The organism is Pseudomonas mercuritolerans (genome assembly GCF_025706525.1).
Taxonomy (GTDB): domain Bacteria; phylum Pseudomonadota; class Gammaproteobacteria; order Pseudomonadales; family Pseudomonadaceae; genus Aquipseudomonas; species Aquipseudomonas mercuritolerans.
This window is the reverse complement of the sequence record NZ_JAMSHA010000002.1, coordinates 20,333-45,066: the sequence shown is the minus strand read 5'-3', so window position 1 is coordinate 45,066 and position 24,734 is coordinate 20,333. Positions and strand designations below refer to the sequence as shown.

The 24,734-nt window shown below is 60.5% G+C and carries 21 protein-coding genes; 12 read left to right on the top strand and 9 right to left on the bottom strand.

Annotation, left to right across the window (positions count from 1 at the left end; translation table 11 throughout):
- From ND528_RS04965 to ND528_RS04930, 8 genes are all read right to left on the bottom strand, one after another.
- The gene (locus ND528_RS04965) at positions 1-1,923 is read right to left on the bottom strand and encodes a PrkA family serine protein kinase (RefSeq protein WP_016772892.1); all 1,923 of its coding nucleotides are present in this window, start codon (positions 1,921-1,923) and stop codon (positions 1-3) included.
- A 296-nt stretch (positions 1,924-2,219) separates the two neighbouring features.
- Complete coding sequence (glpE, locus tag ND528_RS04960; RefSeq protein ID WP_122748131.1) at positions 2,220-2,549, bottom strand: thiosulfate sulfurtransferase GlpE; 330 nt, start codon at positions 2,547-2,549, stop codon at positions 2,220-2,222.
- A 33-nt stretch (positions 2,550-2,582) separates the two neighbouring features.
- The gene (locus tag ND528_RS04955) at positions 2,583-3,464 is read right to left on the bottom strand and encodes a symmetrical bis(5'-nucleosyl)-tetraphosphatase (protein ID WP_137214208.1); all 882 of its coding nucleotides are present in this window, start codon (positions 3,462-3,464) and stop codon (positions 2,583-2,585) included.
- The gene (gene apaG / locus ND528_RS04950; RefSeq protein WP_122506055.1) at positions 3,464-3,844 is read right to left on the bottom strand and encodes a Co2+/Mg2+ efflux protein ApaG; all 381 of its coding nucleotides are present in this window, start codon (positions 3,842-3,844) and stop codon (positions 3,464-3,466) included. Before apaG ends, ND528_RS04955 begins: the two co-directional genes overlap by 1 nt.
- 113 nt (positions 3,845-3,957) lie before the next feature.
- Entirely contained in the window at positions 3,958-4,776 is an 819-nt protein-coding gene (gene rsmA, locus ND528_RS04945) for a 16S rRNA (adenine(1518)-N(6)/adenine(1519)-N(6))-dimethyltransferase RsmA (RefSeq protein WP_039757718.1), read from the bottom strand.
- The gene (pdxA, locus tag ND528_RS04940; protein ID WP_137214206.1) at positions 4,773-5,762 is read right to left on the bottom strand and encodes a 4-hydroxythreonine-4-phosphate dehydrogenase PdxA; all 990 of its coding nucleotides are present in this window, start codon (positions 5,760-5,762) and stop codon (positions 4,773-4,775) included. Before pdxA ends, rsmA begins: the two co-directional genes overlap by 4 nt.
- Positions 5,759-7,081 (bottom strand): peptidylprolyl isomerase SurA, encoded by a 1,323-nt coding sequence (gene surA / locus ND528_RS04935; protein ID WP_178083694.1) that lies wholly within the window; start codon positions 7,079-7,081, stop codon positions 5,759-5,761. The genes pdxA and surA overlap by 4 nt, the downstream gene beginning before the upstream one ends.
- Positions 7,056-9,872 (bottom strand): LPS-assembly protein LptD, encoded by a 2,817-nt coding sequence (locus ND528_RS04930; RefSeq protein WP_137214204.1) that lies wholly within the window; start codon positions 9,870-9,872, stop codon positions 7,056-7,058. The genes surA and ND528_RS04930 overlap by 26 nt, the downstream gene beginning before the upstream one ends.
- Before the next feature lie 130 nt (positions 9,873-10,002).
- Between ND528_RS04930 and ND528_RS04925 the strand changes: the two genes are divergently transcribed.
- Genes ND528_RS04925 through ND528_RS04915 form a run of 3 tightly spaced genes read left to right on the top strand, consistent with a single transcriptional unit; the run spans position 10,003 to position 12,459 of the window.
- Positions 10,003-11,022 (top strand): aminoglycoside phosphotransferase family protein, encoded by a 1,020-nt coding sequence (locus ND528_RS04925; RefSeq protein ID WP_212617271.1) that lies wholly within the window; start codon positions 10,003-10,005, stop codon positions 11,020-11,022.
- Positions 11,019-11,690, top strand: a complete 672-nt coding sequence (gene murU / locus ND528_RS04920) for an N-acetylmuramate alpha-1-phosphate uridylyltransferase MurU (RefSeq protein WP_130911384.1) — start codon at positions 11,019-11,021, stop codon at positions 11,688-11,690. The genes ND528_RS04925 and murU overlap by 4 nt, the downstream gene beginning before the upstream one ends.
- A 1-nt stretch (position 11,691) precedes the next feature.
- The gene (locus ND528_RS04915; RefSeq protein WP_130911383.1) at positions 11,692-12,459 is read left to right on the top strand and encodes a TerB family tellurite resistance protein; all 768 of its coding nucleotides are present in this window, start codon (positions 11,692-11,694) and stop codon (positions 12,457-12,459) included.
- Positions 12,460-12,581: 122 nt separating this feature from the next.
- On the opposite strand, the gene ND528_RS04910 is transcribed toward ND528_RS04915, so the two are convergent.
- Positions 12,582-13,568, bottom strand: coding sequence for an alpha/beta hydrolase family protein (locus ND528_RS04910; RefSeq protein ID WP_130911382.1), 987 nt, complete (start codon positions 13,566-13,568; stop codon positions 12,582-12,584).
- Between the two features lie 74 nt (positions 13,569-13,642).
- On the opposite strand from ND528_RS04910, the gene ND528_RS04905 reads away from it, so the two are divergent.
- The 9 genes from ND528_RS04905 to ND528_RS04865 all read left to right on the top strand — a co-directional run bounded on the left by ND528_RS04905 (position 13,643) and on the right by ND528_RS04865 (position 24,715).
- Positions 13,643-16,036: a PAS domain-containing sensor histidine kinase gene (locus ND528_RS04905; RefSeq protein WP_263469823.1), complete on the top strand. Its 2,394-nt coding sequence runs from the start codon at positions 13,643-13,645 to the stop codon at positions 16,034-16,036.
- Positions 16,037-16,138: 102 nt separating this feature from the next.
- A complete protein-coding gene (locus tag ND528_RS04900; protein WP_130911380.1) occupies positions 16,139-16,768 on the top strand; it encodes a response regulator in 630 nt (209 codons plus the stop codon).
- Positions 16,769-17,105: 337 nt separating this feature from the next.
- Entirely contained in the window at positions 17,106-18,230 is a 1,125-nt protein-coding gene (locus tag ND528_RS04895) for an ABC transporter ATP-binding protein (RefSeq protein WP_130911379.1), read from the top strand.
- 48 nt (positions 18,231-18,278) lie between these two features.
- Positions 18,279-19,322 carry an ABC transporter substrate-binding protein gene (locus ND528_RS04890; RefSeq protein ID WP_263469822.1) on the top strand — a complete coding sequence of 348 codons (1,044 nt, stop codon included), beginning with the start codon at positions 18,279-18,281 and terminating at the stop codon, positions 19,320-19,322.
- 278 nt (positions 19,323-19,600) lie between these two features.
- Positions 19,601-20,848, top strand: a complete 1,248-nt coding sequence (locus ND528_RS04885) for an ABC transporter permease (RefSeq protein WP_016772908.1) — start codon at positions 19,601-19,603, stop codon at positions 20,846-20,848.
- A gap of 12 nt (positions 20,849-20,860) precedes the next feature.
- Positions 20,861-21,685 (top strand): ABC transporter permease, encoded by an 825-nt coding sequence (locus ND528_RS04880; RefSeq protein WP_263469821.1) that lies wholly within the window; start codon positions 20,861-20,863, stop codon positions 21,683-21,685.
- 277 nt (positions 21,686-21,962) lie between these two features.
- Entirely contained in the window at positions 21,963-23,111 is a 1,149-nt protein-coding gene (locus ND528_RS04875; protein WP_130911498.1) for an iron-containing alcohol dehydrogenase, read from the top strand.
- Positions 23,112-23,225: 114 nt separating this feature from the next.
- Positions 23,226-23,900 carry a ribulose-phosphate 3-epimerase gene (gene rpe, locus ND528_RS04870; protein WP_007918813.1) on the top strand — a complete coding sequence of 225 codons (675 nt, stop codon included), beginning with the start codon at positions 23,226-23,228 and terminating at the stop codon, positions 23,898-23,900.
- Entirely contained in the window at positions 23,897-24,715 is an 819-nt protein-coding gene (locus ND528_RS04865; protein ID WP_263469820.1) for a phosphoglycolate phosphatase, read from the top strand. Before rpe ends, ND528_RS04865 begins: the two co-directional genes overlap by 4 nt.
- Positions 24,716-24,734 lie beyond the last annotated feature (19 nt).

The following is a 24,734-nucleotide window of genomic DNA, read 5'->3' as shown; positions in this document are numbered from 1 at the left end:
TCACTGCGACTTGCGGACCCGCAGGTACCATTCGGACAGCAGGCGTACCTGTTTATCGGTGTAGCCACGTTCAACCATTCGCGTAACGAAGTCGTTGTGTTTCTGCTGATCCTCCTTGCTGGCCTTGGCGTTGAAACTGATGACGGGCAGCAGGTCTTCGGTGTTGGAGAACATTTTCTTCTCGATGACCACCCGCAGTTTTTCGTAGCTGAGCCACGTCGGGTTCTTGCCGTTGTTGTTGGCCCGGGCGCGCAGGACGAAGTTGACGATTTCGTTGCGGAAATCCTTCGGATTGCTGATCCCGGCCGGTTTCTCGATTTTCTCCAGTTCTTCGTTCAGGGCTACGCGGTTGAGAATCTCGCCGGTTTCCGGGTCGCGATACTCCTGATCCTGAATCCAGAAATCCGCATACAACACGTAGCGGTCGAAGATGTTCTGACCGTATTCGCTGTAGGACTCCAGATAAGCGGTCTGGATTTCCTTGCCGATGAACTCGATGTAGCGCGGCGCCAGGTATTCCTTCAGATAGCGCAGGTAGCGTTCGCGGGTTTCGGCCTGGAACTGTTCCTGTTCGATCTGTTGTTCAAGCACATAGAGCAGGTGCACCGGGTTGGCGGCGATTTCATGTGGATCGAAGTTGAACACCTTGGAGAGGATCTTGAAGGCGAAGCGGGTCGACAGACCGTTCATGCCTTCGTCGACACCGGCCGAATCGCGATACTCCTGAATCGACTTGGCCTTCGGATCGGTATCCTTGAGGTTTTCACCGTCGTAGACGCGCATCTTCGAATAGATGTTGGAGTTTTCCGGCTCCTTGAGGCGCGACAGCACGGTGAATTGCGCAAGCATTTTCAAGGTGTCCGGTGCGCAGTGCGCCTTGGACAAGGAACTGTTGAACAGGAGTTTGTCGTAGATCTTCACTTCATCGCTGACGCGCAGGCAGTACGGCACCTTGACGATGTAGATCCGGTCGATGAACGCCTCGTTGTTCTTGTTGTTGCGGAAGGTGTGCCACTCCGACTCGTTGGAGTGAGCCAGCAAAATCCCGGTGAACGGAATCGCGCCGAGGCCTTCGGTACTGTTGTAGTTACCCTCCTGAGTAGCGGTCAACAATGGGTGCAGCACCTTGATCGGCGCCTTGAACATTTCGACGAACTCCATCAAGCCTTGGTTGGCTCGGCACAGCGCACCGGAGTAACTGTAGGCGTCAGCGTCGTTCTGCGGGAATTCTTCGAGCTTGCGGATATCGACCTTGCCGACCAGCGCCGAGATGTCCTGGTTGTTCTCGTCACCGGGTTCGGTCTTGGCCACGGCAATCTGATTGAGGATCGACGGGTACAGCTTGACCACGCGGAACTGGCTGATGTCGCCGCCGAATTCAGCCAGGCGCTTGGTCGCCCAGGGCGACATGATGGTGTTCAGGTAGCGCCGTGGAATGCCGAAGTCTTCCTCGAGGATCGCGCCATCTTCAGTGGCGTTGAACAGACCCAGAGGTGATTCGAAGACCGGCGAGCCCTTGATGGCGTAGAAAGGCACTTTTTCCATCAGCTGTTTCAGCTTCTCGGCCAGGGACGATTTACCGCCGCCAACGGGGCCGAGCAGATAAAGAATCTGTTTCTTCTCTTCCAGCCCTTGGGCGGCGTGGCGGAAATACGAGACGATCTGGTCGATGCATTCTTCCATCCCGTGGAAGTCTTCAAAGGCCGGATAGCGGCGGATCACCTTGTTGGAGAAGATGCGCGACAGCCTCGAATTGGTCGAAGTGTCGAGCAGTTCCGGTTCGCCGATCGCCATCAATAGACGCTCGGCGGCGGAAACGTAGGCGCTGCGATCGTTTTTGCACAGCTCCAGGTACTCCTGTAGAGAGAGTTCTTCCTGGCGTGTGGATTCGAAGCGTTGTTGGAAGTGGCTAAAGATACTCATGACGTCACCTCGCTCGATACGTGGAGCCGACGCCGGATCACTCAGTCGATGCTGGCAGCAGTCGCTGTGGCAGCTGCTGTTTACCCCCCAGAATTCTCCCACGGTCGACAAACCGCGAAAGCTACTCCCGATGACCCGCGCGCCGGTGTACCGGCTCTCCCCTGATTTGGATGGCCTGCGCTTAAGGATAGTTGGGAATTCGAGAGGTAAAGGCGAGATACGTAATTAGTTGTGGCAGACCGTTCGTCTGCCGCGCGCAGGCCCACGGCAGCCGGGGCCTGCGCCGCGCAAAAAATTTATTCGTCGGTGCCTTGCGCGGTTTCCGAAGGATAGGTCGTACGCCATAGCTCGAAACCGCCATCCATGCTGTAGACGTCGGAGAAGCCCTGGCCGACCAGATAGGCGGCTGCGCCCTGGCTGGAATTGCCGTGGTAGCAGACCACGACGGTCGGTGCATCAAGATCGGCGCCTTGAATGAAAGCGTGCAGCGAATGGTTGTCGAGATGCTTCGAACCGCTGATGTGCAGCGCGGCGAAGGTCGCTGGATCGCGTACGTCAACCACAACGGCGCCTTGTTCACGCAGGGCCTGCGCCTGTTCCGGGGGGATTCGTTTGAATTCGCTCATGGCGGGTTCCTGTAGCTCAACTGAAAATGCAGTCTAACGCGGCGCGTCGACTGGCGAAGATTCGGGGATATGTGGTGCAACCGTGTGTGCAAGCCCGCCGTGTTCATCGCATTTGCATGACAGGCGTTCGCCGCTGTCGACATTCATCAGCGTCAGGCTGCCGCCCCATACACATCCGGTGTCCAGCGCGGAAATGCCCGGCTCGTGGATATTGCCCTCGAGCGCAGCCCAGTGACCGAAGATAATGCGCAGGCCGCGGGTTTTGCGCTCCTTGTGCTGAAACCACGGCTTGTAGCCGGGCGGGGCGCTGTCCAGGCCTTCCTTGCTCTTGAGGTCAAGCTTGCCCTCAGCGGTGCAAAAGCGCATGCGTGTGAAGTAATTAGTGATCACCCGCAGGCGATCTATACCTTTGAGGTCGTTGTCCCATTTCGCCGGCTCGTTGCCGTACATGCCGTCGAGGTAGGCCGGGAAAACGTTGTCGTCGCGCAGTGCGGTCTCGACTTCGGCGGCGCATTTAAGGGCACGGCGCAGCGACCATTGCGGCGGGATGCCGGCGTGGACCATCGCAACATCGCGTGTTTCGTCGTAGTGCATGAGCTTTTGCTGGCGCAGCCATTCCATCAGATGCGGGCCGTCGGGGGCATCGATGATCTCGCGCAGTGTGTCGCTTTTCTTCAAGCGTTCGATCTTTTTCGCGGCGGCCAGCAGATGCAGGTCGTGATTGCCGAGTACGCAAACCAGCGACTCGCGCATCTCGTAGAGAAAGCGCAGGGTTTCCAGCGACTTCGGGCCACGGTTGACCAGATCGCCGACCAGCCACAACCGGTCAAGCGCCGGGTCGAACGCGACTTGCTTGAGCAGGCACTTGAGCGGTTCGAGACAGCCTTGCAGGTCACCGACGGCGTAAGTCGTCATCAGTGCAGGGCTCCGGGTACGGCGAGGCGAAACGGTTTGATGACGGCATCGAAATGTTTGCCGTCATCGGCGAGCATTTGATAAGTGCCCTGCATGGTGCCGACCTTGGTGGTCATCACCGTGCCGCTGGTATACGTGTGGCTCTTACCTGCATCGATCAACGGTTGCTGGCCGACGACGCCTTCACCGCGCACTTGTTCAACATGGCCGTCACCATCGGTGATTACCCAATGCCGGGACAGAAGCTTGGCCGCAATCTCGCCGTTGTTCTGCACGGTAATGGTGTAGGCGAAGGCGAAACGGTCGTGTTCGGGTTGCGATTGGTCTGCCAGATAGTGGGTGACGACGCTGACATCGACCTGATAACGGGAATCGGACATGCAAGAAGGCCTTAACGAAGCGGAACGCGGGGCGTAGCTGATGGGGAATCAGTCTAGGCAAGTATCGGGCAGTAAACCAGAGTGGTGTGCTGCCCGATAGCGTTCATCGCGGCTTAGTCGGCGGCGGGAGCTGCCGGGACCTGTATCGCGAGCTGGTCGGCCAGACGCACGAATGCAGCCAGATCCAGCTGCTCGGGACGCAGGCTGCCATCGACGCCGGCGGCTTCGATTTCGGCATTGCTGAGCAGTTGCTTGAGGGTATTGCGCAGGGTTTTGCGGCGCTGATTGAAGGCTTCGCGCACCACGCGCTCCAGCAACTTGTGATCCTTGGCCGGGTGCGGCAGTACCGCGTGGGGCACCAGACGCACGATTGCCGAGTCGACTTTCGGCGGCGGATTGAACGCGCCCGGGCCGACATTGAACAGATGTTCCACGCGGCAATGGTACTGAACCATGATCGACAAACGACCCCAGTCACCGCCACCCGGGCCTGCAGCCAGACGCTCGACCACTTCTTTCTGCAACATGAAGTGCATGTCACGAATGATGCCGGCGTTGTTCAGCAGGTGAAAAATCAGCGGAGTGGAAATGTTGTACGGCAGGTTGCCAACCACCCGCAGGCTGTTCGGCGCGGCATTCAGCGTATTGAAGTCGAACTTCAGCGCATCGCCCTGATGCAGGTTGAAATTGCTCATGCCGGCAAACTGCTGGTTGAGGATCGGGATCAGATCCTTGTCCAGCTCCACCACGTCGAGTTGTGCGCCGGAACCGAGCAAACCTTGGGTCAGGGCACCCTGACCAGGGCCGATTTCCAGCAGGCGGTCGTCAGCCTTGGCATGGATGGAGCGCAGGATGCGGTCAATAACGCCGGCATCGTGCAGGAAGTTCTGGCCAAAGCGTTTGCGCGCCTTGTGTTGGTATTGCTCGTTCATAAACGGGTCTCGGCCATCTGGTAGGCGGTTTCCAGGGCGACTTGCAGGCTGCCGGTGTCGATCCTGCCGCTGCCGGCCAGATCCAGGGCGGTGCCATGGTCGACCGAGGTGCGGATGATCGGCAGGCCCAGCGTCACGTTGACGGCAGCGCCGAAGCCTTTGTACTTGAGCACGGGCAAGCCCTGGTCGTGGTACATCGCCAGCACTGCGTCGCAGTGCTCCAGATATTTGGGGGTAAACAGAGTGTCGGCAGGCAGCGGGCCACGAAGGTCCATGCCCTCGCTGCGCAGGCGCTCTAATGTCGGTTCGATGATGTCGATTTCTTCATGGCCCAGGTGGCCGCCTTCACCGGCGTGCGGATTAAGACCGCAGACCAGAATGCGTGGCCGGGCGATGCCGAATTTGTCTTGCAGATCGGTGTGCAGGATTCGCGTGACCCGCTCCAGCCGCTCTGCGGTGATCGCATCGGCAATCTCGCGCAGTGGCAGATGCGTGGTGACCAGCGCCACGCGCAAACCGCGAGTGGCAAGCATCATCACTACTTGCGCGGTGTGCGTCAGGTCGGCGAGAAATTCGGTGTGTCCGGAGAACGCGATACCCGATTCGTTGATCACGCCTTTGTGCACGGGTGCGGTGATCATCCCGGCGAAGTCGCCGTTCAGGCAGCCGTTGCCGGCGCGGGTCAGGGTTTCGAGGACGAATGCCGCGTTGGCCGTGTCCAGTTGTCCGGCGACTACCGGTGCGCTGAGTGGCGTATCCCAGACGTACAGGCTGTTGGCCGGCGCTGGAACATTTGGCCACTGCCCGGGCGCGACATCCAGCAGATTGACGGCCAGCCCCAGCTGCGCGGCCCGCTCAATGAGCAGGTCGCGGCTGGTAATGGCTATCAGGGGATGTGGCTGGGCTTGCGAGGCGAGCAGCAGGCACAGGTCGGGACCGATGCCGGCCGGTTCGCCGGGTGTCAGCGCGAAACGCTTGGGTTTCACTGCGCTGCCTGGTCTGCACCAGGGAGTTTGATCTCTACGTATGCTTCGTCACGGATCTGACGCAACCAGGTTTGCAGCTCTTCGTCGTATTTGCGGTTACGCAGTACGGTCATGGCTTGCTGCTCACGGGCCTGTTCGGTGCTGTCAGTGGCGCGACGGCCAAGGACTTCCAGCACGTGCCAGCCATATTGGGTCTGGAACGGCTTGGACAGCTGACCTTGCGGGGTCGAGGCCATCACTTCGCGGAATTCCGGCACCAGCGCGTTCGGGTCGATCCAGTTCAGGTCGCCGCCGTTGAGGGCGGAACCCGGGTCTTCCGAGTAGTTTTTCGCCAGCTCGGCAAAGTCTTCACCGGCGCTGATGCGGTCATACAACGATTGCACCAGGGCCTTGGTCTTGGCTTCGTCGCGGATCGGGCTCGGCTTGACCAGGATGTGACGCACATGCACTTCGTCGCGCATCTGCGCTTCGCCGCCACGTTTGCCCAGCAGCTTCAGAATGATGAAGCCGCCCGGTGTGCGCGCAGGTTGAGTGATGTCGCCGACGGCCATGCTGCTCAGTTCGCGGTCGAACGGCGGTGGCAGTTGCGCGGCTTTACGCCAGCCCATGTCGCCGCCTTCCAGCGCGTTGTCGCTGCCGGATTTGGCCACGGCCATCTGACCGAAGTCGGCGCCTTGCTTGAGCTGCTGGTAAACCTCCATGGCCTGACGCGCGGCGCTCTGAATGGCTTCAGAGTTGGCGCTTTCCGGGGTCGGAATCAGGATGTTGGCCAGGTGCAGTTCTTCGGACAGTTGCATCTTGCCGAGGTCGGAGGCGAGGAAATTCTTCACTTCCTGCTCGGAAACCTGGATGCGCTCGGCCACGCGACGCTGACGCACGCGGCTGATGATCATCTCGCGCTTGATCTGATCACGGGCGTCGTCATAGTTCAGGCCATCACGAGCCAGCGCTGAGCGGAACTGATCGACCGTCATGTTGTTGCGCTGGGCAATGGTGCCAACAGCCTGGTTGAGCTCTTCGTCAGTAATGCGGATGCCCGAGCGCTCGCCGATCTGCAGTTGCAGGTTTTCGACGATCAGACGCTCGAGCACTTGCTGATCGAGCACGCCCGGAGGCGGAAGACCGCCACCGCGCTTGGCGATGGTCTGCTGAACTTCGTGAACCCGCTGGTCCAGTTGGCTCTGCATGACCACGTCGTTGTCGACGATCGCCACCACTTTATCGATGGACTGTACGGCGGCGTTGGCCGCCGTACCCAGGAACAGCGCGCCCAGCATCAGCGGGCGCAGACAATCAGAAAGCTTGGTCTTCACGTTCACGATAACCTTGAATGCCTTGATCGAGGAAACTCTCTACCTTGGCGCCAGTCAGGCCGCCGAGTCCCTTCAGAACAATTTGGAGGAAGACGCCATGGTCGCCTTTTTCGTTTTGCGGAGCTTCCTGGCTGAACTCGTCATAGGCAACCCAGTAACGGTTGATCAGGCGCAGTTTCCAGCAGCAGTTGTCATATTCGAAACCACCGAAGGCTTCCAGCGTGCGATTGCGGTTGTAGTCGTACTGCCAGCGGCTGATGGCGCTCCACTGTGGAACGATCGGCCAGATGACCGAAAAATCATGCTGCTGGATCTTGTAGTAGTCCTTCACGTAGCCAGGCTGGCCCGGGGTGCCATAGTCACCACCGCCCACCGACCATTGACCGGTATTCTGGTCGTAGCGAATCTGGTCGTTGCGATAGCGGTAACCGGCGTTGATGACCTTGTTCGGGTTGTCCGCAGGCTGGTAATGGAACATCGCGCTGCCGGAGCGCGGGCTGCGAGTGTCCGGATCCCAGTTGTAATCGGCAGTGGCGCGCCAGTCACGGTTCCAGCGGTATTCATATTCGAGCGCGTATGGCGAAACGCTGGATTTGGAGTCTTCACGAGTTTTCGCATCGATGCCTGGCAGTTGCACTTCGCGGTTCTTGAAGTAGTACGCCTGGCCCACGCTGATGCGCTGGCGCTCGAAACCATCTTCTTCGATCCAGCGACTGGTCACGCCCAGCGACAGTTTGTTCTCGTCGCCGACGCGATCGGAGCCGGAGAACCGGTTATCACGGAACAGCGAGGAGTAGTTGAAGGTGTACTCGCTGGTGTCGAAAACTGGAATGTCTTCCTGATCTTCCTCGGGAACATAGAGATAGAACAGGCGCGGCTCTAAAGTCTGACGGTAGTTTTTGCCAAAGTACGAAGTATCACGGTCGAAGTACAGGCCGCCATCGATGCTGGCAATTGGTACGCCGCGGTTCTGGTTGCTGCTGAACTCACCCCCCATGTACGAGGTGCCGGTCTGTGCTGCTGCGTTCTGCTGAGCGATGATCTGGTTTTTACCAGTGTTATCGAGATCAAGCTGATACTGAGTGTACTGATACTTCAAAGACGGCTTGAGAAAGCCGTAAGTCCACGTCATCGGCAGGCTGACGCCTGGCTTCAGATTCAAACGATCACCGTTTGCACGAGCAAGTCCGGTAATGTTGTTATCCAGACGCGATTCGGTAGTGATGCCGTCCTCCTGAACGAACGTACCGTCCCTCAGGTCCCGATCAAAACGTACTAGCTCAGTCTCGTAATCGAAATTCAAACCTTCCGGATGATATGGCAGTTGACCGCTGAAGGTGATCTGCGGCAAGCGGTCATAAGGAGTAATGTTCGAGACAGTCGCCAGTTGGTACTGCTGAGCATTCAGGCGAGCCGTATAGCTGTCGCCACGATAGGTCACCGAACCTTGCTGATTGACGAAGTCTTCACTCTTCACGCCAATCTGATCGGTCTGCAGATCCTGGAAGTAATACGGATCGCTGATCTTGGTGTAGTCGACCTGGGTCATCACGCGGGAGTCGAGACCGCCCTTGTGCTGCCAGTTGTACATATAGCGAGTGTCTTTGTAGTCGGACTGAAGCTTGCGATCGTCGTTCTCATCGTTGAGATACGCCGCACCGAACTGACCTTCGCTCGATTTGGTCAGGTAGCGGAACTCACCTTCCATCAGCATGCCGCGCTTGCTCATGTAGCGCGGGTACAACGTGGCGTCATAGTTCGGCGCCAGGTTGAAGTAGTACGGGGTGAGCAGCGTGAAGCCGGTGTCGCTGCCCGAACCGATGGTTGGCGGCAGGAAACCGGACTGGCGACGGTCGTCGATCGGGAAGTAGATGTACGGCGTGTACAGAATCGGGATGTCTTTGACGCGCAAGGTCACGTTGGTCGCGGTGCCGAAACCGGTGGCCGGGTTCAGGGTGATGTTGTTGCCCTTGAGCTGCCACGCGTTGCTGTTCGGTTCGCACGTGGTGTACGTGCCGTCCTTCAGGCGGATGATCGCGTTTTCAGCGCGCTTGGCATACAGCGCGTTACCGCGGATGCGCGATTTGTGCATCACGTATTCGGCGTTGTCGACCTTGGCTTCGCCGGTGTCGAGCTGCACATCGGCGTGGTCGCCGACGATCAGCGCGCCGTTGTCACGGATGCGCACGTTGCCGGCCAGTTCGCCACGGCTCTCGGCCTGATACAGATTGGCCTCGTCAGCTTCGACCTGCATGCTGCCCTGACGCATGATCACGTCACCGGCGAGGCTGGCGACTTGTGTGTCCTGCTCGTAACGCGACGCTTTGGCACCGATGAAGGTCGGCGCGTCACTTTTATTCGTCTTGTCATTCATGCCAGGACGAATCGGTTCGATATAGGAACCAGAGCAGTAAGGACCAGTCTCGGCCAATTGCGCAGCGGTGAGCTTCTCGCGCGGAACCCAGTCGAGGTGACTGTAGTCTTCGCTACGGGATTTCAGGCCGCGGCCCTTGGACTCGGTGACCAGTGCGGTTTTTGCACCGGTCTCTGCGCCGGAACCGTTGTCGGCCGGGGCCTCGCCAGCAGAGCTGACGGCACTGCCGTCATGTACCGGGCGCGGCGGCAATGCCGCGGCGGGCGACTTGGGCGCACAGTCCCAGCCACCCGTAGCCGAGACGGAGCAGTCATACTGCTCGGCGGCAACAACGAATTGACTGGCCAGAGGTTGCATAGCCAGCAGACTGCCGGTTACCAACAACGGAAATTTTTTACGAAACGCGGGGGATTTCAATGCCATCTTATTAGTCCGGGCTTCCTGCGTGCCATCTGCCCGCGGTGTGGGCCGCACGCCTCTCGATGGTCTGAAAAAGATGCTGGATAATAAAGCATGACCCGCTTGACGGCTAGCGCCGTCGGAGACCCTTGCAATGCCTGACCAAGATGTACGCTTGCAACACCTGAAAGTTTGGCTCGATGAGCAGTTGGCAAAGCTGTTTGCCGAGCAGGGCTGGGGCACCGTGCCCCCGGCCACGTTGACTGCGGCCAGCAGCGACGCGAGTTTCCGCCGCTACTTCCGCTGGGAGGGTGATGGTCGCAGCTTCGTCGTCATGGACGCGCCGCCACCCCAGGAAAACTGCAAACCGTTCGTGGATATCGCCTTTTTGCTGGCGAAATCCGGAATTAATGTGCCGAAAATTTACGCCGAAGACCTCGAGCGCGGTTTTCTTTTGCTCAATGACCTGGGCAACAAGACCTATCTCGACGTGATCGATGGCGAAAATGCCGACGCGTTATTCCACGATGCCCTGCAAGCGCTGTTGGCTTTTCAACAGTTGCCGATGGTTGCGCCGTTGCCCAGTTACGACGTCGCCTTGTTGCGCCGTGAGCTGGAATTGTTCCCCGAGTGGTACGTCAAGCGCGAGCTGGGCGTCGAGTTCGATGCGGCCCAGCAGCAACAGTGGCAGCACGTCAGCGAGTTGCTGATCGACAGCGCGCTGGCGCAGTCGAAAGTGCTGGTGCACCGCGACTACATGCCGCGCAACCTGATGCTCAGCGAGCCCAACCCTGGCGTGCTGGATTTCCAGGACGCGGTGTACGGCCCGGTGACTTACGACGTGACTTGCCTGTTCAAGGATGCCTTCCTCAGCTGGCCGGAAGAACGCGTGCGCGGCTGGCTGGAAAGTTATTGGCAGCAAGCCTCGGCGCTGGACATCCCGGTGCAGGCGGATTTCGAAGACTTCCTGCGCGCCAGCGACCTGATGGGTGTGCAGCGTCACCTGAAAGTCATCGGCATCTTCGCGCGTATCTGCCACCGCGATGGCAAGCCACGTTATCTGGCGGACGTGCCGCGCTTCTTCTCCTATATAGAAGCAGTGACCGCCCGCCGTCCTGAACTGGCGGAGCTGCAAGCGCTGTTCAGCAGCTTGCGTGCTGGAGCGACGGCATGAAGGCAATGATCCTGGCAGCGGGCAAAGGCGAGCGCATGCGCCCGCTGACCCTGACCACGCCGAAACCGCTGGTGCGTGCCGGCGGTGTACCGCTGATCGAGTATCACCTGCGCGCCCTCGCGGCCGCAGGTTTCAACGAAATCGTCATCAACCACGCATGGCTCGGCCAGCAGATCGAGGATCATCTGGGCGACGGCTCGCGCTTCGGCCTGAGTATTCGGTACTCGCCGGAAGGCGAACCGCTGGAAACCGGTGGCGGGATTTTCCGTGCACTGCCGTTGCTCGGTGATGATGCGTTTCTGGTGGTCAACGGCGACATCTGGACCGATTACGACTTCAGCGTGCTGCACCAGCCGATCAATGGCCTGGCGCACCTGGTGCTGGCGGACAATCCGGCGCATCACCCCAACGGCGACTTCAGCCTGATCGACGGCAAAGTGCAGGACGGTGAGCCTGATGCGGCGACCCTGACCTACAGCGGTATCGCCGTGCTTCATCCGCAGCTGTTCGACGGTTGCAGCGACGGTGCTTTCAAGCTCGCGCCGCTGCTGCGCAATGCCATGGCCAATGGCGAAGTGACGGGCGAGCGTCTGAAGGGGCATTGGGTGGATGTCGGGACCCACGAGCGTCTGGCCGAAGCCGAAGCCTTGATAGAAGCGAGTCGCTGAGATGCTGTGGCCAGGGACTCTGATTGGAGCCGGAGTGGGGTACGCGATTGCCAGCATTCCGGGGGCCATGCTTGGGGCGTTGTTGGGGCAGGCGCTGGATCGGCGCCTGCACTTGCAGAGCTGGGGACATTTACGCGAAAAGCTCGGCGGCCGGCCGATGCTGCGCAACGATGAATTGCTGTTCGTCTTGCTCGGGCGTCTGGCCAAGAGCGACGGGCGCGTCACTGACGGGCATATCCAGCAGGCGCGCAATGAAATGCGCGCACTGGAAATGAGCGAGCCGGCGACGCGCCGGGCCATCGCTGCGTTCAATCGCGGCAAGTCCGGCAGCGACAATCTGCGCGGCTATCTGCGCCGTCTGAGTGCGCAACCGCATGCGGCTGAAGGTGTGTTGCGCGCCTGTTGGCGGATGGTCTGGGCCGACGGTCGCGCTGGGGTGAGTGAGCGCGAGTTGCTGGCGCAGTGGGGCAAGTGGCTGGGCTGGACGCCGCAGCAGGTGCAGGCATTGGCCAGCGATTACGAGCCGGGCAAGCGGCCGATCGTCAGTGCGGCGGTGAGCTACCAGGAGGCGATGAAATTGCTTGGGGTGTCGGCGAGCAGCGAGCCGGCGCAGATCAAGCGCGCTTACCGGCGATTGCTCAGTCGCCATCACCCGGACAAGATTGCCGGCAGTGGCGCGACCCCGGCACAGGTGCGTGAGGCGACCGAGCGGACGCGGGAATTGCATAGCGCTTATACGCTGATTCGCGAGCGGCGGGATTTTCGCTAGGCGTTAGAGGGTTGTTGTTTGTGCGGCCCTCTTCGCGAGCAGGCTCGCTCCCACATTGGATCTATGCACAATTCAATGTGGGAGCGAGCCTGCTCGCGAATAGGGGCGACTCGGTGTAACAGTCAGTCAACAGCTTGAGGATTCAACCAGCCCCGCACCCGCCGAAACAATTGCTCCTGCTCAGCCTTTTTGTCCGGCAACACCTTCAGCGCCACCTGGCTGAATGCCGAGGTCTTCAGGCGCTTGCTCGCCTGCATGCGCTCCAGCGCTGCGTTGCGATCCAGCGCTTTGTCCATGTAGAAAATATCCACCGTCGGCAGCTTCAGCGTCGGTGTCAGTTCGGCGAGTGGCGGCAGGGCTTTGGCTGGTGCTTGCGCGTCAACCATCACCAGTTTTTCCACCTGCGGCGTCTGCCGCTCGCTGAGAAAACGCGCCGCCCAGTAGGCGCCGGTGCCATGCCCGAGCACGACGATGCTGCGCGCGCTCTGCTGTTCGGCGTAGGCAATCGCTGCGTCGATGCGCCCGAAGATGCGATCGGCATCGGCTTTGGCTTGTTCTTCGCTGGTCTCGGCGACCACCTGTTCGGCAACTTCCGCTTCACCGCCTGCGGCTTGCTCGATCGGTTGCGCGGTGGCGGCATCCTTGCTTGCGGTTTCCGGGGCTTTCGGCGCGGCGGCCGGTTCGATTACGCGCGGAGCAATGGCGTCGCCTTGCAGATCCGGCAGGGTGATACTCAGGCTGCTCCACTCGACGTCCGGCAATTTGCGTCGCAACGGGCCGACTGCCTGCGGCCAGTCAGCGGTTTCGCCGGCACCGGGAACGATGATCACCGCACCTTTGGGTTCGGCGCTGTTGGCCGGTTTCCACAGGGCGAGGAAGGTGTCGCTGCCAGCCTGCAGTTGTTGCTGCTCTTGCGCCGGCAGTTTACGTTGCAGTGCGGCGGCCTCTTCCTGACTACGCTCAAGCAGTGGCTGGCGCTCGGCCGGTTTTTCTTCGGCGGGTTTATCCGTGGCGGCAGGCGCAGGGTCGGCGGCTTCGACGGAAAACGCACAAGGCAGGATCAGCGACAGGCACAATGCTGGCAGTGCCAGGCGGTAGACAAAGGGCATCGGTTATTCCAGGCCAGAAAAGTATCCCGGCAGCCTAATGGGTTGGTCAGAATTTGTCAGTGTATGAGACTTCAATGAAGCGATTTTGCTGCCTGTGGGTTATCGGCTGTTTGTGGTTTCCCTTGATGGGCTGGGCGGCGCCTGCGCCGCTGGCTCATGCCGCGCAATTGTCGCCAGAGCAGCAGCAATGGCTGGCGCAGCACAACGAATTGCGCGTCGGCCTGGTGTTGCAGGCGCCCTACGCGACCTACGATCGGCGCTTGCAGCGATTGTCCGGGGCCAATGTCGAGTTGATGAAGCTGCTGGCCAAAACCTCGGGCGTGGAGCTGAGCTGGCGCAACTTCCAGGATCTCGGAGCATTGGAAAACGCTTTGCGCGAGGGCGAGATCGACATCGCTCCGGGCCTCAGCCAGACCCCGAGCGCGCTGCGCCTCTGGCAGTTCTCCGACCCGTACATGCGCGTGCCGCAACTGGTGGTCAGCGACCAGAAAAGCAGCGGCGCGGTCGATCTGGAAAAACTCGACAGCCAGACCCGCGTCGCCGTGCGCATGCCGAGCAGCACCGCCGATTACCTGCGCAGCAACTATCCGCACTTGAATCTGCAAGGCGTGCCGCTGGAACGTCAGGCGTTGCAACTACTGTTGAGTCAGCAAGCCTCCTACGCGGTGGTCGACGAAGCGCAGTTGGGGCGCCTGTCGGTGGAGCCAGAATTTGCCGAACTGGTGGTGGTCGGCGATATCGGCCTTCCACAGCTGCTGCGCGTGGCCTCGCGGCGCGATTGGCCGGAACTGGCCGGCATCGTCCAGAGCGCCTTGCGCGCGATCCCGGCCAAGGATCTGGAGCAACTGCACAACCAATGGCTGCAGCCGAAATACCCACGGCTGACCGAGTCGCCGGGGTTCTGGCAGAACCTCAGCCTGTTGTTCGCGGTGATGCTGCTCAGTTGCGCGGCAATCGTGGTCTGGCAGCGGCGCCAACAGCACAGTCTCGAACAACGCTTGCTCAGCGCCCGCGAGGACATTGCGTTGCGCGCGGCCAGTGAAGAAGCACTGCGCCTGACGCAGTTTTCCATCGACCAAAGCACCGTCGGCATTCTCTGGGTCAATTGGGACAGCCATGTGCGCTACGCCAACCGCGCGGCGGAAAACATGCTCGGCTATCCCTCGGGCGGGCTGATCGAGCGGCCGCTGATCGATTTCGAGCCCGGCCTGCACATGGATCGCTGGCTCAATCTGTGGAAGCGTGCACGGGCCAGTGAAGAAGGGCCGCTGAGCTTCGAAACCAGCTGCCTGCGCGCCGATGGCAGCGTATTGCCGGCCGACGTTTCCCTGAGCTTCCTGCGTTTTCGCGACAGTGAATATCTGGTTGTCTACCTCACCGATGTCACCGACCGCCGCCGCGCGCTCGCCGCTTTGCAGGAAAGCGAGGCGCGCCTGCAAGGCATCGCCGCCAACGTCCCGGGTCTGGTGTTCAGGCTGGAGCGGGCGCCGGTTACCGGGCAGATCGACTTTGCCTACATCAGCGAGGGCAGCGAAAGTCTGGTCGGTTATGCGCCGGCAGCCATCGCCCATCGCGACATGGGCCTGCGCAGTCTGGTGCATCCCGACGACAAGGCCAGTTATCACCGCACCCAGGATCAGGCGCTGGATACCGACAGCGACTGGTCGTGGCAGGGCCGCATCGTCACGCGCCAGGGGGAGCAGCGTTGGGCCGAGATCAAGGCGATCACCCGAAAACTGGAGGATGGCGCCTACGTGTGGGACGGCATCGTTTGGGACATCAGTGAAAGCAAGCGCATCGAGCTGGAACTGGCAGCCTCGCGCGAGCAACTGCGTGAACTGTCGGCGCACCTGGAGAGCGTGCGCGAAGAAGAGAAGGCGCGCATCGCCCGGGAAGTCCATGATGAGTTGGGACAGATGCTCACCGTACTGAAACTGGAGACATCGATGTGCGAATTGGCCTACGCGCAACTCGATCCGGGACTCAACGAGCGGCTCAACAGCATGAAACGCCTGATCGCGCAGTTGTTCCAACTGGTGCGCGATGTGGCGACGGCATTGCGCCAGCCGATTCTCGATGCCGGGATTGCCTCGGCGATCGAGTGGCAGGCTCGGCGTTTCGAGGCGCGCACACAGATACCGTGTCTGGTGCAGGTGCCGGACAACCTGCCGGCACTCAGTGACGCCAAGGCGGTGGGGCTGTTCCGGATTTTGCAGGAGGCGCTGACCAACGTGATGCGCCATGCTCAGGCGCATACGGTGGAGTTGACGCTGGAGCTTGCGGGCGATGAATTGTGTCTGACCGTCAGCGATGATGGCGTAGGATTTGTCGCCGCTGAAGGTCGGCCGACGTCGTTTGGCCTGGTCGGCATGCGTGAGCGGGTGCTGATCATGGGCGGGCGACTGGAACTGGAGAGCGAGCCGGGGGAGGGCACCAGTCTTAAGGTGTGGGTGCCTGTGGATCGCTAAAAGATCGCAGCCTTCGGCAGCGCCTACACTGATCGCATACCCCTGTAGGAGCTGCCGAAGGCTGCGATCTTTTCGCTTCATGCAAATATCGAGGAAATCCAAGTGATCCGTGTACTGGTAGCCGAAGACCACACCATCGTCCGCGAGGGCATCAAGCAATTGATCGGCCTGGCCAAGGATCTGCAAGTCGTGGGGGAGGCGAGCAATGGCGAGCAACTGCTCGAAACCCTGCGCAGCGTGCCGTGCGAAGTGGTGTTGCTGGACATCTCCATGCCCGGGGTCAATGGCCTGGAAGCGATCCCGCGCATTCGGGCGCTGAACAATCCGCCGGCGATTCTGGTGCTGTCGATGCACGACGAAGCGCAAATGGCCGCGCGCGCCTTGAAGGTCGGCGCGGCCGGGTATGCGACCAAGGACAGCGATCCGGCGCTGCTGCTTACAGCAATCCGCAAAGTCGCCGCGGGCGGGCGCTACATTGACCCGGAACTGGCTGACCGAATGGTATTCGAAGTTGGCCTGACCGATACCCGGCCGCTGCATTCACTTTTGTCAGAACGCGAATTCTCGGTGTTCGAACGCCTGGCCCAAGGCGCGAACGTCAACGACATCGCCCTGCAACTGGCCCTGAGCAGCAAGACCATCAGCACCCACAAGGCGCGGCTGATGCAGAAGCTCAACATCACCTCGCTGGCGGAGCTGGTCAAATACGCGATGGAGCACAAACTCCTCTGAACCCGCCCCGCACCTGTAGGAGCTGCCGAAGGCTGCGATCTTTTGATCTTATAAACAGCAAGGTCAAAAGATCGTCCGATCGCGGCCCGAGCCTTCGGCAGCTCCTACATGAGACCGCGTTGGCATATCTGTTAGCGACAAACGCTTTTGCCCTTGCTCGCGGCTTGCAGCCCACCGCTCACCACTGCTTTATCCATTAGCGCCATCCTTGTAGGGCAATCCCTACACCCAACCTTCCATTGCGCTTAAGCGATTCTCTCCTGCGCCCTGATTTGCGTGGCCGCCGCCAGCCACTAGGCTTGATGAACAAGCAGTCATCAACAACAAAGGTGTGGGTATGAGCCAGGTCGATTCAAACGCAGGGGCCGGTGATGTGCTGGTCAGCTTTCGTGGTGTGCAGAAAAGCTACGACGGCGAGAACCTGATCGTCAAAGACCTCAACCTGGACATTCGCAAAGGCGAATTCCTCACATTGCTCGGGCCGTCCGGTTCCGGCAAGACTACCAGCCTGATGATGCTCGCCGGTTTCGAAACGCCGACCGCCGGCGAGATTCTGCTGGCCGGGCGTTCGATCAATAACGTGCCGCCGCACAAGCGTGACATCGGCATGGTGTTCCAGAACTACGCGCTGTTCCCGCACATGACTGTCGCGGAGAACCTTGCTTTCCCGTTGACCGTGCGCGGCTTGAACAAAAGCGACGTCAGCGAGCGGGTGAAGAAAGTCCTCAGCATGGTTCAGCTCGATGCCTTCGCTTCGCGCTATCCGGCGCAGTTGTCCGGTGGTCAGCAGCAACGTGTGGCACTGGCCCGCGCGTTGGTGTTCGAGCCGCAACTGGTGCTGATGGACGAACCGCTGGGCGCCCTCGACAAACAACTGCGTGAACACATGCAGATGGAGATCAAGCACCTGCACCAGCGCCTCGGCGTGACCGTGGTCTACGTGACCCACGACCAGGGCGAAGCACTGACCATGTCCGATCGCGTGGCGGTGTTCCATCAAGGTGAGATCCAGCAGATCGCGCCACCGCGCACGCTCTACGAAGAACCGAAAAACACCTTTGTCGCCAACTTCATTGGCGAGAACAACCGCCTCAACGGCCGCCTGCTCAGCCAGAGTGGCGAGCGCTGCGTGGTCGAGTTGGGGCGTGGCGAAAAAGTCGAGGCGCTGGCCGTCAACGTTGGCCAGACCGGCGAACCGGTAACCCTGTCGATCCGTCCGGAGCGCGTCAGCCTCAACGGTTCGAGCGATCAATGCGTCAACCGCTTCTCAGGGAGGGTGGCGGAATTCATCTATCTGGGCGACCACGTCCGGGTGCGCCTGGAAGTCTGCGGCAAGACCGACTTCTTCGTGAAACAACCGATTGCCGAGCTCGATCCCGCGCTCGCTGTCGGCGACGTGGTTCCGCTTGGCTGGCAGGTCGAGCACGTTCGTGCGCTCGATCCGCTTTTAGAGGCGCACTAAGCGCCCCGGCAATACCAACACCAACCCTGCACGTGGAGAGAACAATAAATGTTGAGATCCCTGAAGTTCACCGCCCTGACTCTGGGCCTGATGGGTGCGACCGGCGCGATGGCTGCCGGCCCGGACTTGACCGTGGTGTCGTTTGGCGGGGCGAACAAGGCGGCGCAAGTCAAAGCCTTCTATGCACCGTGGGAAGCGACAGGTAATGGCAAGATCGTTGCCGGCGAATACAACGGCGAAATGGCCAAGGTCAAAGCCATGGTCGACACCAAGAGCGTGTCGTGGGATCTGGTCGAAGTTGAATCGCCGGAGCTGTCCCGTGGTTGCGACGAAGACATGTTCGAGCAACTCGACCCGGCGCTGTTCGGCAAAACCGAAGACTACGTCAAAGGCGCCATTCAGCCGTGCGGCGTAGGTTTCTTCGTCTGGTCGACCGTACTGGCTTACAACGCTGACAAGCTGAAAACCGCACCGACCAGTTGGGCGGATTTCTGGGACACGAAGAAATTCCCGGGCAAGCGCGGCCTGCGCAAAGGCGCCAAGTACACCCTCGAATTCGCGCTGATGGCCGATGGTGTCGCGCCGAAAGACGTCTACAAAGAGCTGGCGAGCAAGGGCGGCCAGGATCGCGCGTTCAAGAAACTCGATGAGCTCAAGCCAAGCATTCAGTGGTGGGAAGCCGGCGCACAACCGCCGCAATACCTCGCTTCCGGCGACGTGGTGATGAGTTCGGCCTACAACGGTCGCATCGCGGCGGTGCAGAAAGAATCCAATCTGAAAGTGGTGTGGAACGGCGGCATCTACGACTTCGACGCTTGGGCTATCCCGAAAGGTCTGGACGCCAAGCGCGCCGAAGCGGCGAAGAAGTTCATTGCCTTCTCGGTGCAGCCGCAGCAGCAGAAGACCTACTCGGAAAACATCGCCTACGGCCCGGCCAACACCCAGGCCGTACCGTTGCTGGCCAAGGATGTCCTGAAAGACATGCCGACCACCCCGGAAAACATCGCCAACCAGGTGCAGATCGACGTCAGCTTCTGGGCTGATAACGGCGAGCAGTTGGAGCAGCGTTTCAATTCCTGGGCGGCGAAATAACCACTGTTTTACCTGTATGGAGGATGGCAAGGGGGCTTTTGTGGCGAGGGGATTTATCCCCGTTAGGTTGCGAAGCAGCCCCGAAGCCATACCCGCTCGGTGGGTCAGGTAAACCGCATTCTCAGGTTTTACGACTGCTGCGCAGCCGAACGGGGATAAATCCCCTCGCCACAAAGGTTCGCTGCCACAGGAAGGCTCGCTCCCACAGGTAGCAGTGTTTCAACGCAACAGAGGTGGTTCGCCACCTCTGTAACGATCAAAGATTTGCGGAGTACGTCATGGCCATCGCCGTTCCCCTGAACGAGGGCGCCAGCCCCACCTTGAAGCAGAAGCTCAAGCACGCCGAGCGGGTCAACCGCTGGAAGGCCCAGGCGCTGATTGCGCCGCTGGTGCTGTTTCTGCTGCTGGTGTTTCTGGTGCCCATCGTGGCGCTGCTCTATAAAAGCGTCGGCAACCCGGAAGTGGTTGGCGGCATGCCGCGCACTGTCACTGCCATCGCCAGTTGGGACGGCCGTGGTCTGCCCGCCGAGCCGGTGTACAAGGCTGCCAGCGAAGACCTCGCCGAAGCCCGCAAAAACCAGACGCTGGGCGATCTGTCCAAGCGCTTGAACATGGAGTTGGCCGGCTACCGCAGCCTGCTGACCAAAACCGCCCGGGCGCTGCCGTTCGCCAGCGAACCGGCTTCTTATAAAGAAGCGCTGGAAGCGCTAGACGAACGCTGGGGCGACCCGGCTTATTGGCAAGCGGTGAAACGCAACACCAGCAGCATCACTCCGTATTACCTGCTGGCGGCGGTCGATCACCGTATCGATGATCTCGGCGAACTGGCCCCGGCCACCCCGGATCAAGCGATCTACCTCGACATCTTCGCCCGCACGTTCTGGATGGGCCTGGTAATCACCGTGATCTGCCTGTTGCTCGCTTATCCATTGGCTTATCTGCTGGCGAACCTGCCTTCGCGGCAGAGCAACCTGCTTATGATTCTGGTGCTGTTGCCATTCTGGACCTCGATTCTGGTGCGGGTTGCAGCGTGGATCGTGCTGCTGCAATCCGGCGGTCTGATCAACAGTGCGCTGTTGGCCATGGGCATCATCGATAAACCGCTGGAACTGGTGTTCAACCGCACCGGCGTGTACATCTCGATGGTGCACATACTGCTGCCGTTCATGATTCTGCCGATCTACAGCGTGATGAAAGGCATCTCGCCGACCTACATGCGCGCTGCAATCTCCCTTGGCTGCCATCCGTTCGCCAGTTTCTGGCGGGTGTACTTCCCGCAGACCTACGCCGGTGTCGGCGCCGGCTGCCTGTTGGTGTTCATCCTCGCCATCGGCTACTACATCACCCCGGCGCTGCTCGGCAGCCCGAACGACCAAATGGTCAGCTACTTCGTCGCCTTCTACACCAACACCAGCATCAACTGGGGCATGGCCACTGCGCTCGGCGGGCTGCTGTTGCTGGCGACCGTGGTGCTTTATCTGATCTACAGCTGGCTGGTCGGCGCCAGTCGCCTGCGCCTGAGCTAAGGGGAATTTGCGATGCTGAGTCCTTACATGTCGCCCATCGAACGGGTGTGGTTCTACAGCCTGCGGATTTTCTGCGGCCTGATCCTGCTGTTCCTGATCCTGCCGGTGCTGGTGATCATTCCGCTGTCGTTCAACTCGGGGAGTTTCCTGGTCTATCCGCTGCAAGGTTTCTCGCTGCAGTGGTACCACGACTTCTTCGCCTCGGCGGAATGGATGCGTGCGCTGAAGAACAGCATCATCGTCGCTCCGGCGGCGACGGTGCTGGCGATGATCTTCGGCACGCTGGCGGCGATCGGCCTGACCCGCGGCGACTTCCCCGGCAAGTCGCTGGTGATGGCGCTGGTGATCTCGCCGATGGTGGTGCCGGTGGTGATTATCGGCGTGGCGAGTTATCTGTTCTTCGCGCCGCTGGGGCTGGGTAACAGCTTCTTCTCGCTGATCGTCGTGCATGCGGTATTGGGTGTGCCGTTTGTGATCATCACCGTGTCGGCGACGTTGCAGGGGTTTAATCACAACCTGGTGCGTGCTGCTGCGAGTCTCGGTGCATCGCCGCTGACTGCATTCCGCCGGGTGACCTTGCCGCTGATTGCGCCGGGAGTGATTTCCGGGGCGCTGTTTGCCTTTGCGACTTCTTTCGATGAAGTGGTGGTGACGCTGTTTCTCGCCGGACCCGAGCAGGCGACATTGCCTCGGCAGATGTTCAGCGGGATTCGCGAGAACCTGAGCCCGACGATCGCGGCTGCGGCTACTTTGCTGATTGCTTTCTCGGTGATTCTACTGCTGACGCTGGAATGGTTGCGGGGGCGTAGCGAGAAACTGCGTACTGCTCAGGTTTAAGGGCCAGATCAAAAGCTTACCCCTCACCCCAGCCCTCTCCCCCAGGGGGGCGAGGGGGAAAGGGAGCAGAACGTTGGGCTTTTCAAAGCCTGAGTTCGACTTGGTATCGCAAGTCGGTGTACTTCTCCCAAACAACTCGGTCAGTCCCCTCTCCCTTTGGGAGAGGGCTAGGGTGAGGGGCTTTTGCTTTTGGTCATTCATGACCTGAATAGCAGACAACCCCAAATCCCCAGCTAATCTTGTGCCCAGCTCCCACATCTATAAGAGGCTGCGCACCATGAGTCTGTCCCAGTTCAAAATCGCTCATAAACTGATCACCGGCGCCGCAGCCATCGAACAACTGGCCGCCGAACTCACCCGCCTCGACATTGACAACCCGTTGATCGTCACCGACGCCGCGCTGGTCAAGTCCGGTACTGTCGAGCTGGCGCTGGTGCAACTCGGCGGGCGCGAATACGAGATTTTCGACCGTGTGCTGCCCGATCCGGAAATCGCCATCGTCGAAGACTGCATGCGCGCCTATCGCGAAGGCGGGCATGACGGCTTGATCGGCCTTGGCGGTGGCAGCGCCATCGACATTGCCAAGAGTGTCGCCGCCTACGCCGGCTACCACGGTGCGCTGGAAGATCTGTTCGGCGTCGATCAGGTACCGCGCAAAGGCCCGCCGCTGATCGCCATTCCGACCACCGCTGGCACTGGCTCTGAAGTCACCAACGTGGCGATCCTCTCGGACAAGGTCGCGCAGTTGAAGAAAGGCATCGTCAGCGACTATCTGTTGCCGGATGTGGCGCTGGTCAGCCCGCAAATGACCCTGACCTGTCCGCGCAGCGTCACCGCCGCCAGTGGTGTCGATGCACTGGTGCACGCCATCGAATCCTATCTGTCGGTGAACGCCTCGCCGATCACCGACTCCCTCGCCATCGGCGCAATCAAGCTGATCGCCAAAGCTCTGCCCAAGGCCTACGCCAACGGCGGCAACCTGCAAGCGCGTGAAGACATGGCCACCGCCAGCCTCATGGCCGGCATGGCGTTCGGTAACGCCGGGGTCGGTGCGGTGCATGCGTTGGCGTATCCGCTGGGCGGTCGCTTCAACATTGCCCACGGTGTCAGCAATGCCTTGCTGCTGCCCTATGTGATGACCTGGAACAAAATGGCCTGCGTCGAACGCATGCAGGATATTGCCGAAGCCATGGGCGTGAAGACCGCGCATCTGAGCGCCAGCGAAGCCGCAGACAAAGCCGTACAGGCCATGACCGACCTGTGCGCAGCGGTGGAAATCCCTGCCGGGCTGCGCAGTTTCGGCGTGCCGGAGGAAGCAATCCCGGCGATGGCCGTGGAGGCCGCCGGCATCGAGCGGCTGATGCGCAACAATCCGCGCAAACTCAGCCCCGGCGACATCGAGAAGATCTACCGCGCGGCTTACTGAGGCGCGGTCGCTGAGGGCTCATGGCACAACCCAATCATCGCGGTCCCGGTGCGCGCGTGGAAACTTGAGGTATACAATGCGCGCCATCGTGATTTAGCTCAGCACAGGTGCGTCATGCAGCCCTTCGTAATTGCTCCGTCGATCCTCTCCGCCGACTTCGCCCGCCTCGGCGAGGAAGTGGACAACGTTCTCGCCGCCGGCGCCGACTTCGTCCACTTCGATGTCATGGACAACCACTACGTACCGAACCTGACGATCGGCCCGATGGTCTGCGCGGCACTGCGCAAGTACGGCGTCACCGCACCGATCGACGCGCACCTGATGGTCAGCCCGGTTGATCGCATCGTCGGCGACTTCATCGAAGCTGGCGCGACCTACATCACCTTCCACCCGGAAGCTACTTTGCACGTCGATCGCTCGCTGCAACTGATCCGCGAAGGCGGCTGCAAGTCCGGTCTGGTGTTTAACCCCGCGACTCCGCTGGACGTGCTCAAGTACGTGATCGACAAGGTCGACATGGTCCTGCTGATGAGCGTCAACCCGGGCTTCGGCGGGCAGAAGTTCATTCCCGGCACCCTCGACAAACTGCGTGAAGCGCGGGCGATCATCGACGCCTCGGGCCGCGACATCCGTCTGGAAATCGACGGTGGCGTCAACGTCAACAATATCCGCGAGATTGCCGCTGCTGGCGCTGACACCTTCGTCGCCGGCTCGGCCATTTTCAACGCGCCGAACTATCAGGAAGTCATCGACAAGATGCGTTCCGAACTGGCACTGGCGCGCCCATGAGCGGTTTTGAGCAGTTGTTCCCGGGGCAGTTGCCACGGTTGGTGATGTTCGATCTGGATGGCACGCTGATCGATTCGGTTCCCGACCTGGCAGCGGCGGTGGACACCATGCTGCTCTCCCTCGGCCGTCCGCCGGCGGGTATCGAATCGGTGCGCGAATGGGTCGGCAATGGCGCGCCGGTGCTGGTGCGTCGGGCCTTGGCCGGTAGCATCGATCATTCGGCGGTGGATGACGCCGAAGCCGAGCGCGCACTGGAGATTTTCATGGAGGCGTACGGCGCCAGCCATGAGCTGACCGTGGTCTATCCCGGTGTGCGCGACACGCTCAAGTGGCTGCACAAGCAAGGCGTGGCCATGGCGCTGATCACCAACAAGCCCGAGCGCTTCGTCGCGCCGCTGCTCGATCAGATGAAGATCGGCCGCTACTTCAAGTGGATCATCGGCGGCGATACCCTGCCGCAGAAGAAGCCTGACCCGGCGGCGCTGTTTTTCGTGATGAAAATGGCCAATATCCCGGCCTCGCAATCGTTGTTCGTCGGCGACTCGCGCAGCGATGTGCAGGCGGCGAAAGCAGCGGGGGTCAAGTGTGTGGCGCTGAGTTATGGCTACAACCATGGCCGGCCGATTGCCGAGGAATCGCCGGCACTGGTGATCGACGATTTGCGCAAACTAATTCCCGGTTGCCTGGATCTGGCCGGTGGGATAACGTTGCCCGACGCTGTTCAACCCCCTTCTGGAAACGCCATCGTGGTGGTCACCCGCAAACTCTGGATGAAAGTCATCAAGGCCCTGGCCCGCTGGCGTTGGCGCGCCTGACTGATTCTGGCCGGCCGTG

Coding starts and splice junctions, on each gene's coding strand:
- ND528_RS04965 (WP_016772892.1), bottom strand. CDS start 1,923: ATGAGTATCTTTAGCCACTTCCAACAACGCTTCGAATCCACACGCCAG.
- glpE (WP_122748131.1), bottom strand. CDS start 2,549: ATGAGCGAATTCAAACGAATCCCCCCGGAACAGGCGCAGGCCCTGCGT.
- ND528_RS04955 (WP_137214208.1), bottom strand. CDS start 3,464: ATGACGACTTACGCCGTCGGTGACCTGCAAGGCTGTCTCGAACCGCTC.
- apaG (WP_122506055.1), bottom strand. CDS start 3,844: ATGTCCGATTCCCGTTATCAGGTCGATGTCAGCGTCGTCACCCACTAT.
- rsmA (WP_039757718.1), bottom strand. CDS start 4,776: ATGAACGAGCAATACCAACACAAGGCGCGCAAACGCTTTGGCCAGAAC.
- ND528_RS04930 (WP_137214204.1), bottom strand. CDS start 9,872: ATGGCATTGAAATCCCCCGCGTTTCGTAAAAAATTTCCGTTGTTGGTA.
- ND528_RS04925 (WP_212617271.1), top strand. CDS start 10,003: ATGCCTGACCAAGATGTACGCTTGCAACACCTGAAAGTTTGGCTCGAT.
- murU (WP_130911384.1), top strand. CDS start 11,019: ATGAAGGCAATGATCCTGGCAGCGGGCAAAGGCGAGCGCATGCGCCCG.
- ND528_RS04915 (WP_130911383.1), top strand. CDS start 11,692: ATGCTGTGGCCAGGGACTCTGATTGGAGCCGGAGTGGGGTACGCGATT.
- ND528_RS04910 (WP_130911382.1), bottom strand. CDS start 13,568: ATGCCCTTTGTCTACCGCCTGGCACTGCCAGCATTGTGCCTGTCGCTG.
- ND528_RS04905 (WP_263469823.1), top strand. CDS start 13,643: ATGAAGCGATTTTGCTGCCTGTGGGTTATCGGCTGTTTGTGGTTTCCC.
- ND528_RS04895 (WP_130911379.1), top strand. CDS start 17,106: ATGAGCCAGGTCGATTCAAACGCAGGGGCCGGTGATGTGCTGGTCAGC.
- ND528_RS04890 (WP_263469822.1), top strand. CDS start 18,279: ATGTTGAGATCCCTGAAGTTCACCGCCCTGACTCTGGGCCTGATGGGT.
- ND528_RS04885 (WP_016772908.1), top strand. CDS start 19,601: ATGGCCATCGCCGTTCCCCTGAACGAGGGCGCCAGCCCCACCTTGAAG.
- ND528_RS04880 (WP_263469821.1), top strand. CDS start 20,861: ATGCTGAGTCCTTACATGTCGCCCATCGAACGGGTGTGGTTCTACAGC.
- ND528_RS04875 (WP_130911498.1), top strand. CDS start 21,963: ATGAGTCTGTCCCAGTTCAAAATCGCTCATAAACTGATCACCGGCGCC.
- rpe (WP_007918813.1), top strand. CDS start 23,226: ATGCAGCCCTTCGTAATTGCTCCGTCGATCCTCTCCGCCGACTTCGCC.
- ND528_RS04865 (WP_263469820.1), top strand. CDS start 23,897: ATGAGCGGTTTTGAGCAGTTGTTCCCGGGGCAGTTGCCACGGTTGGTG.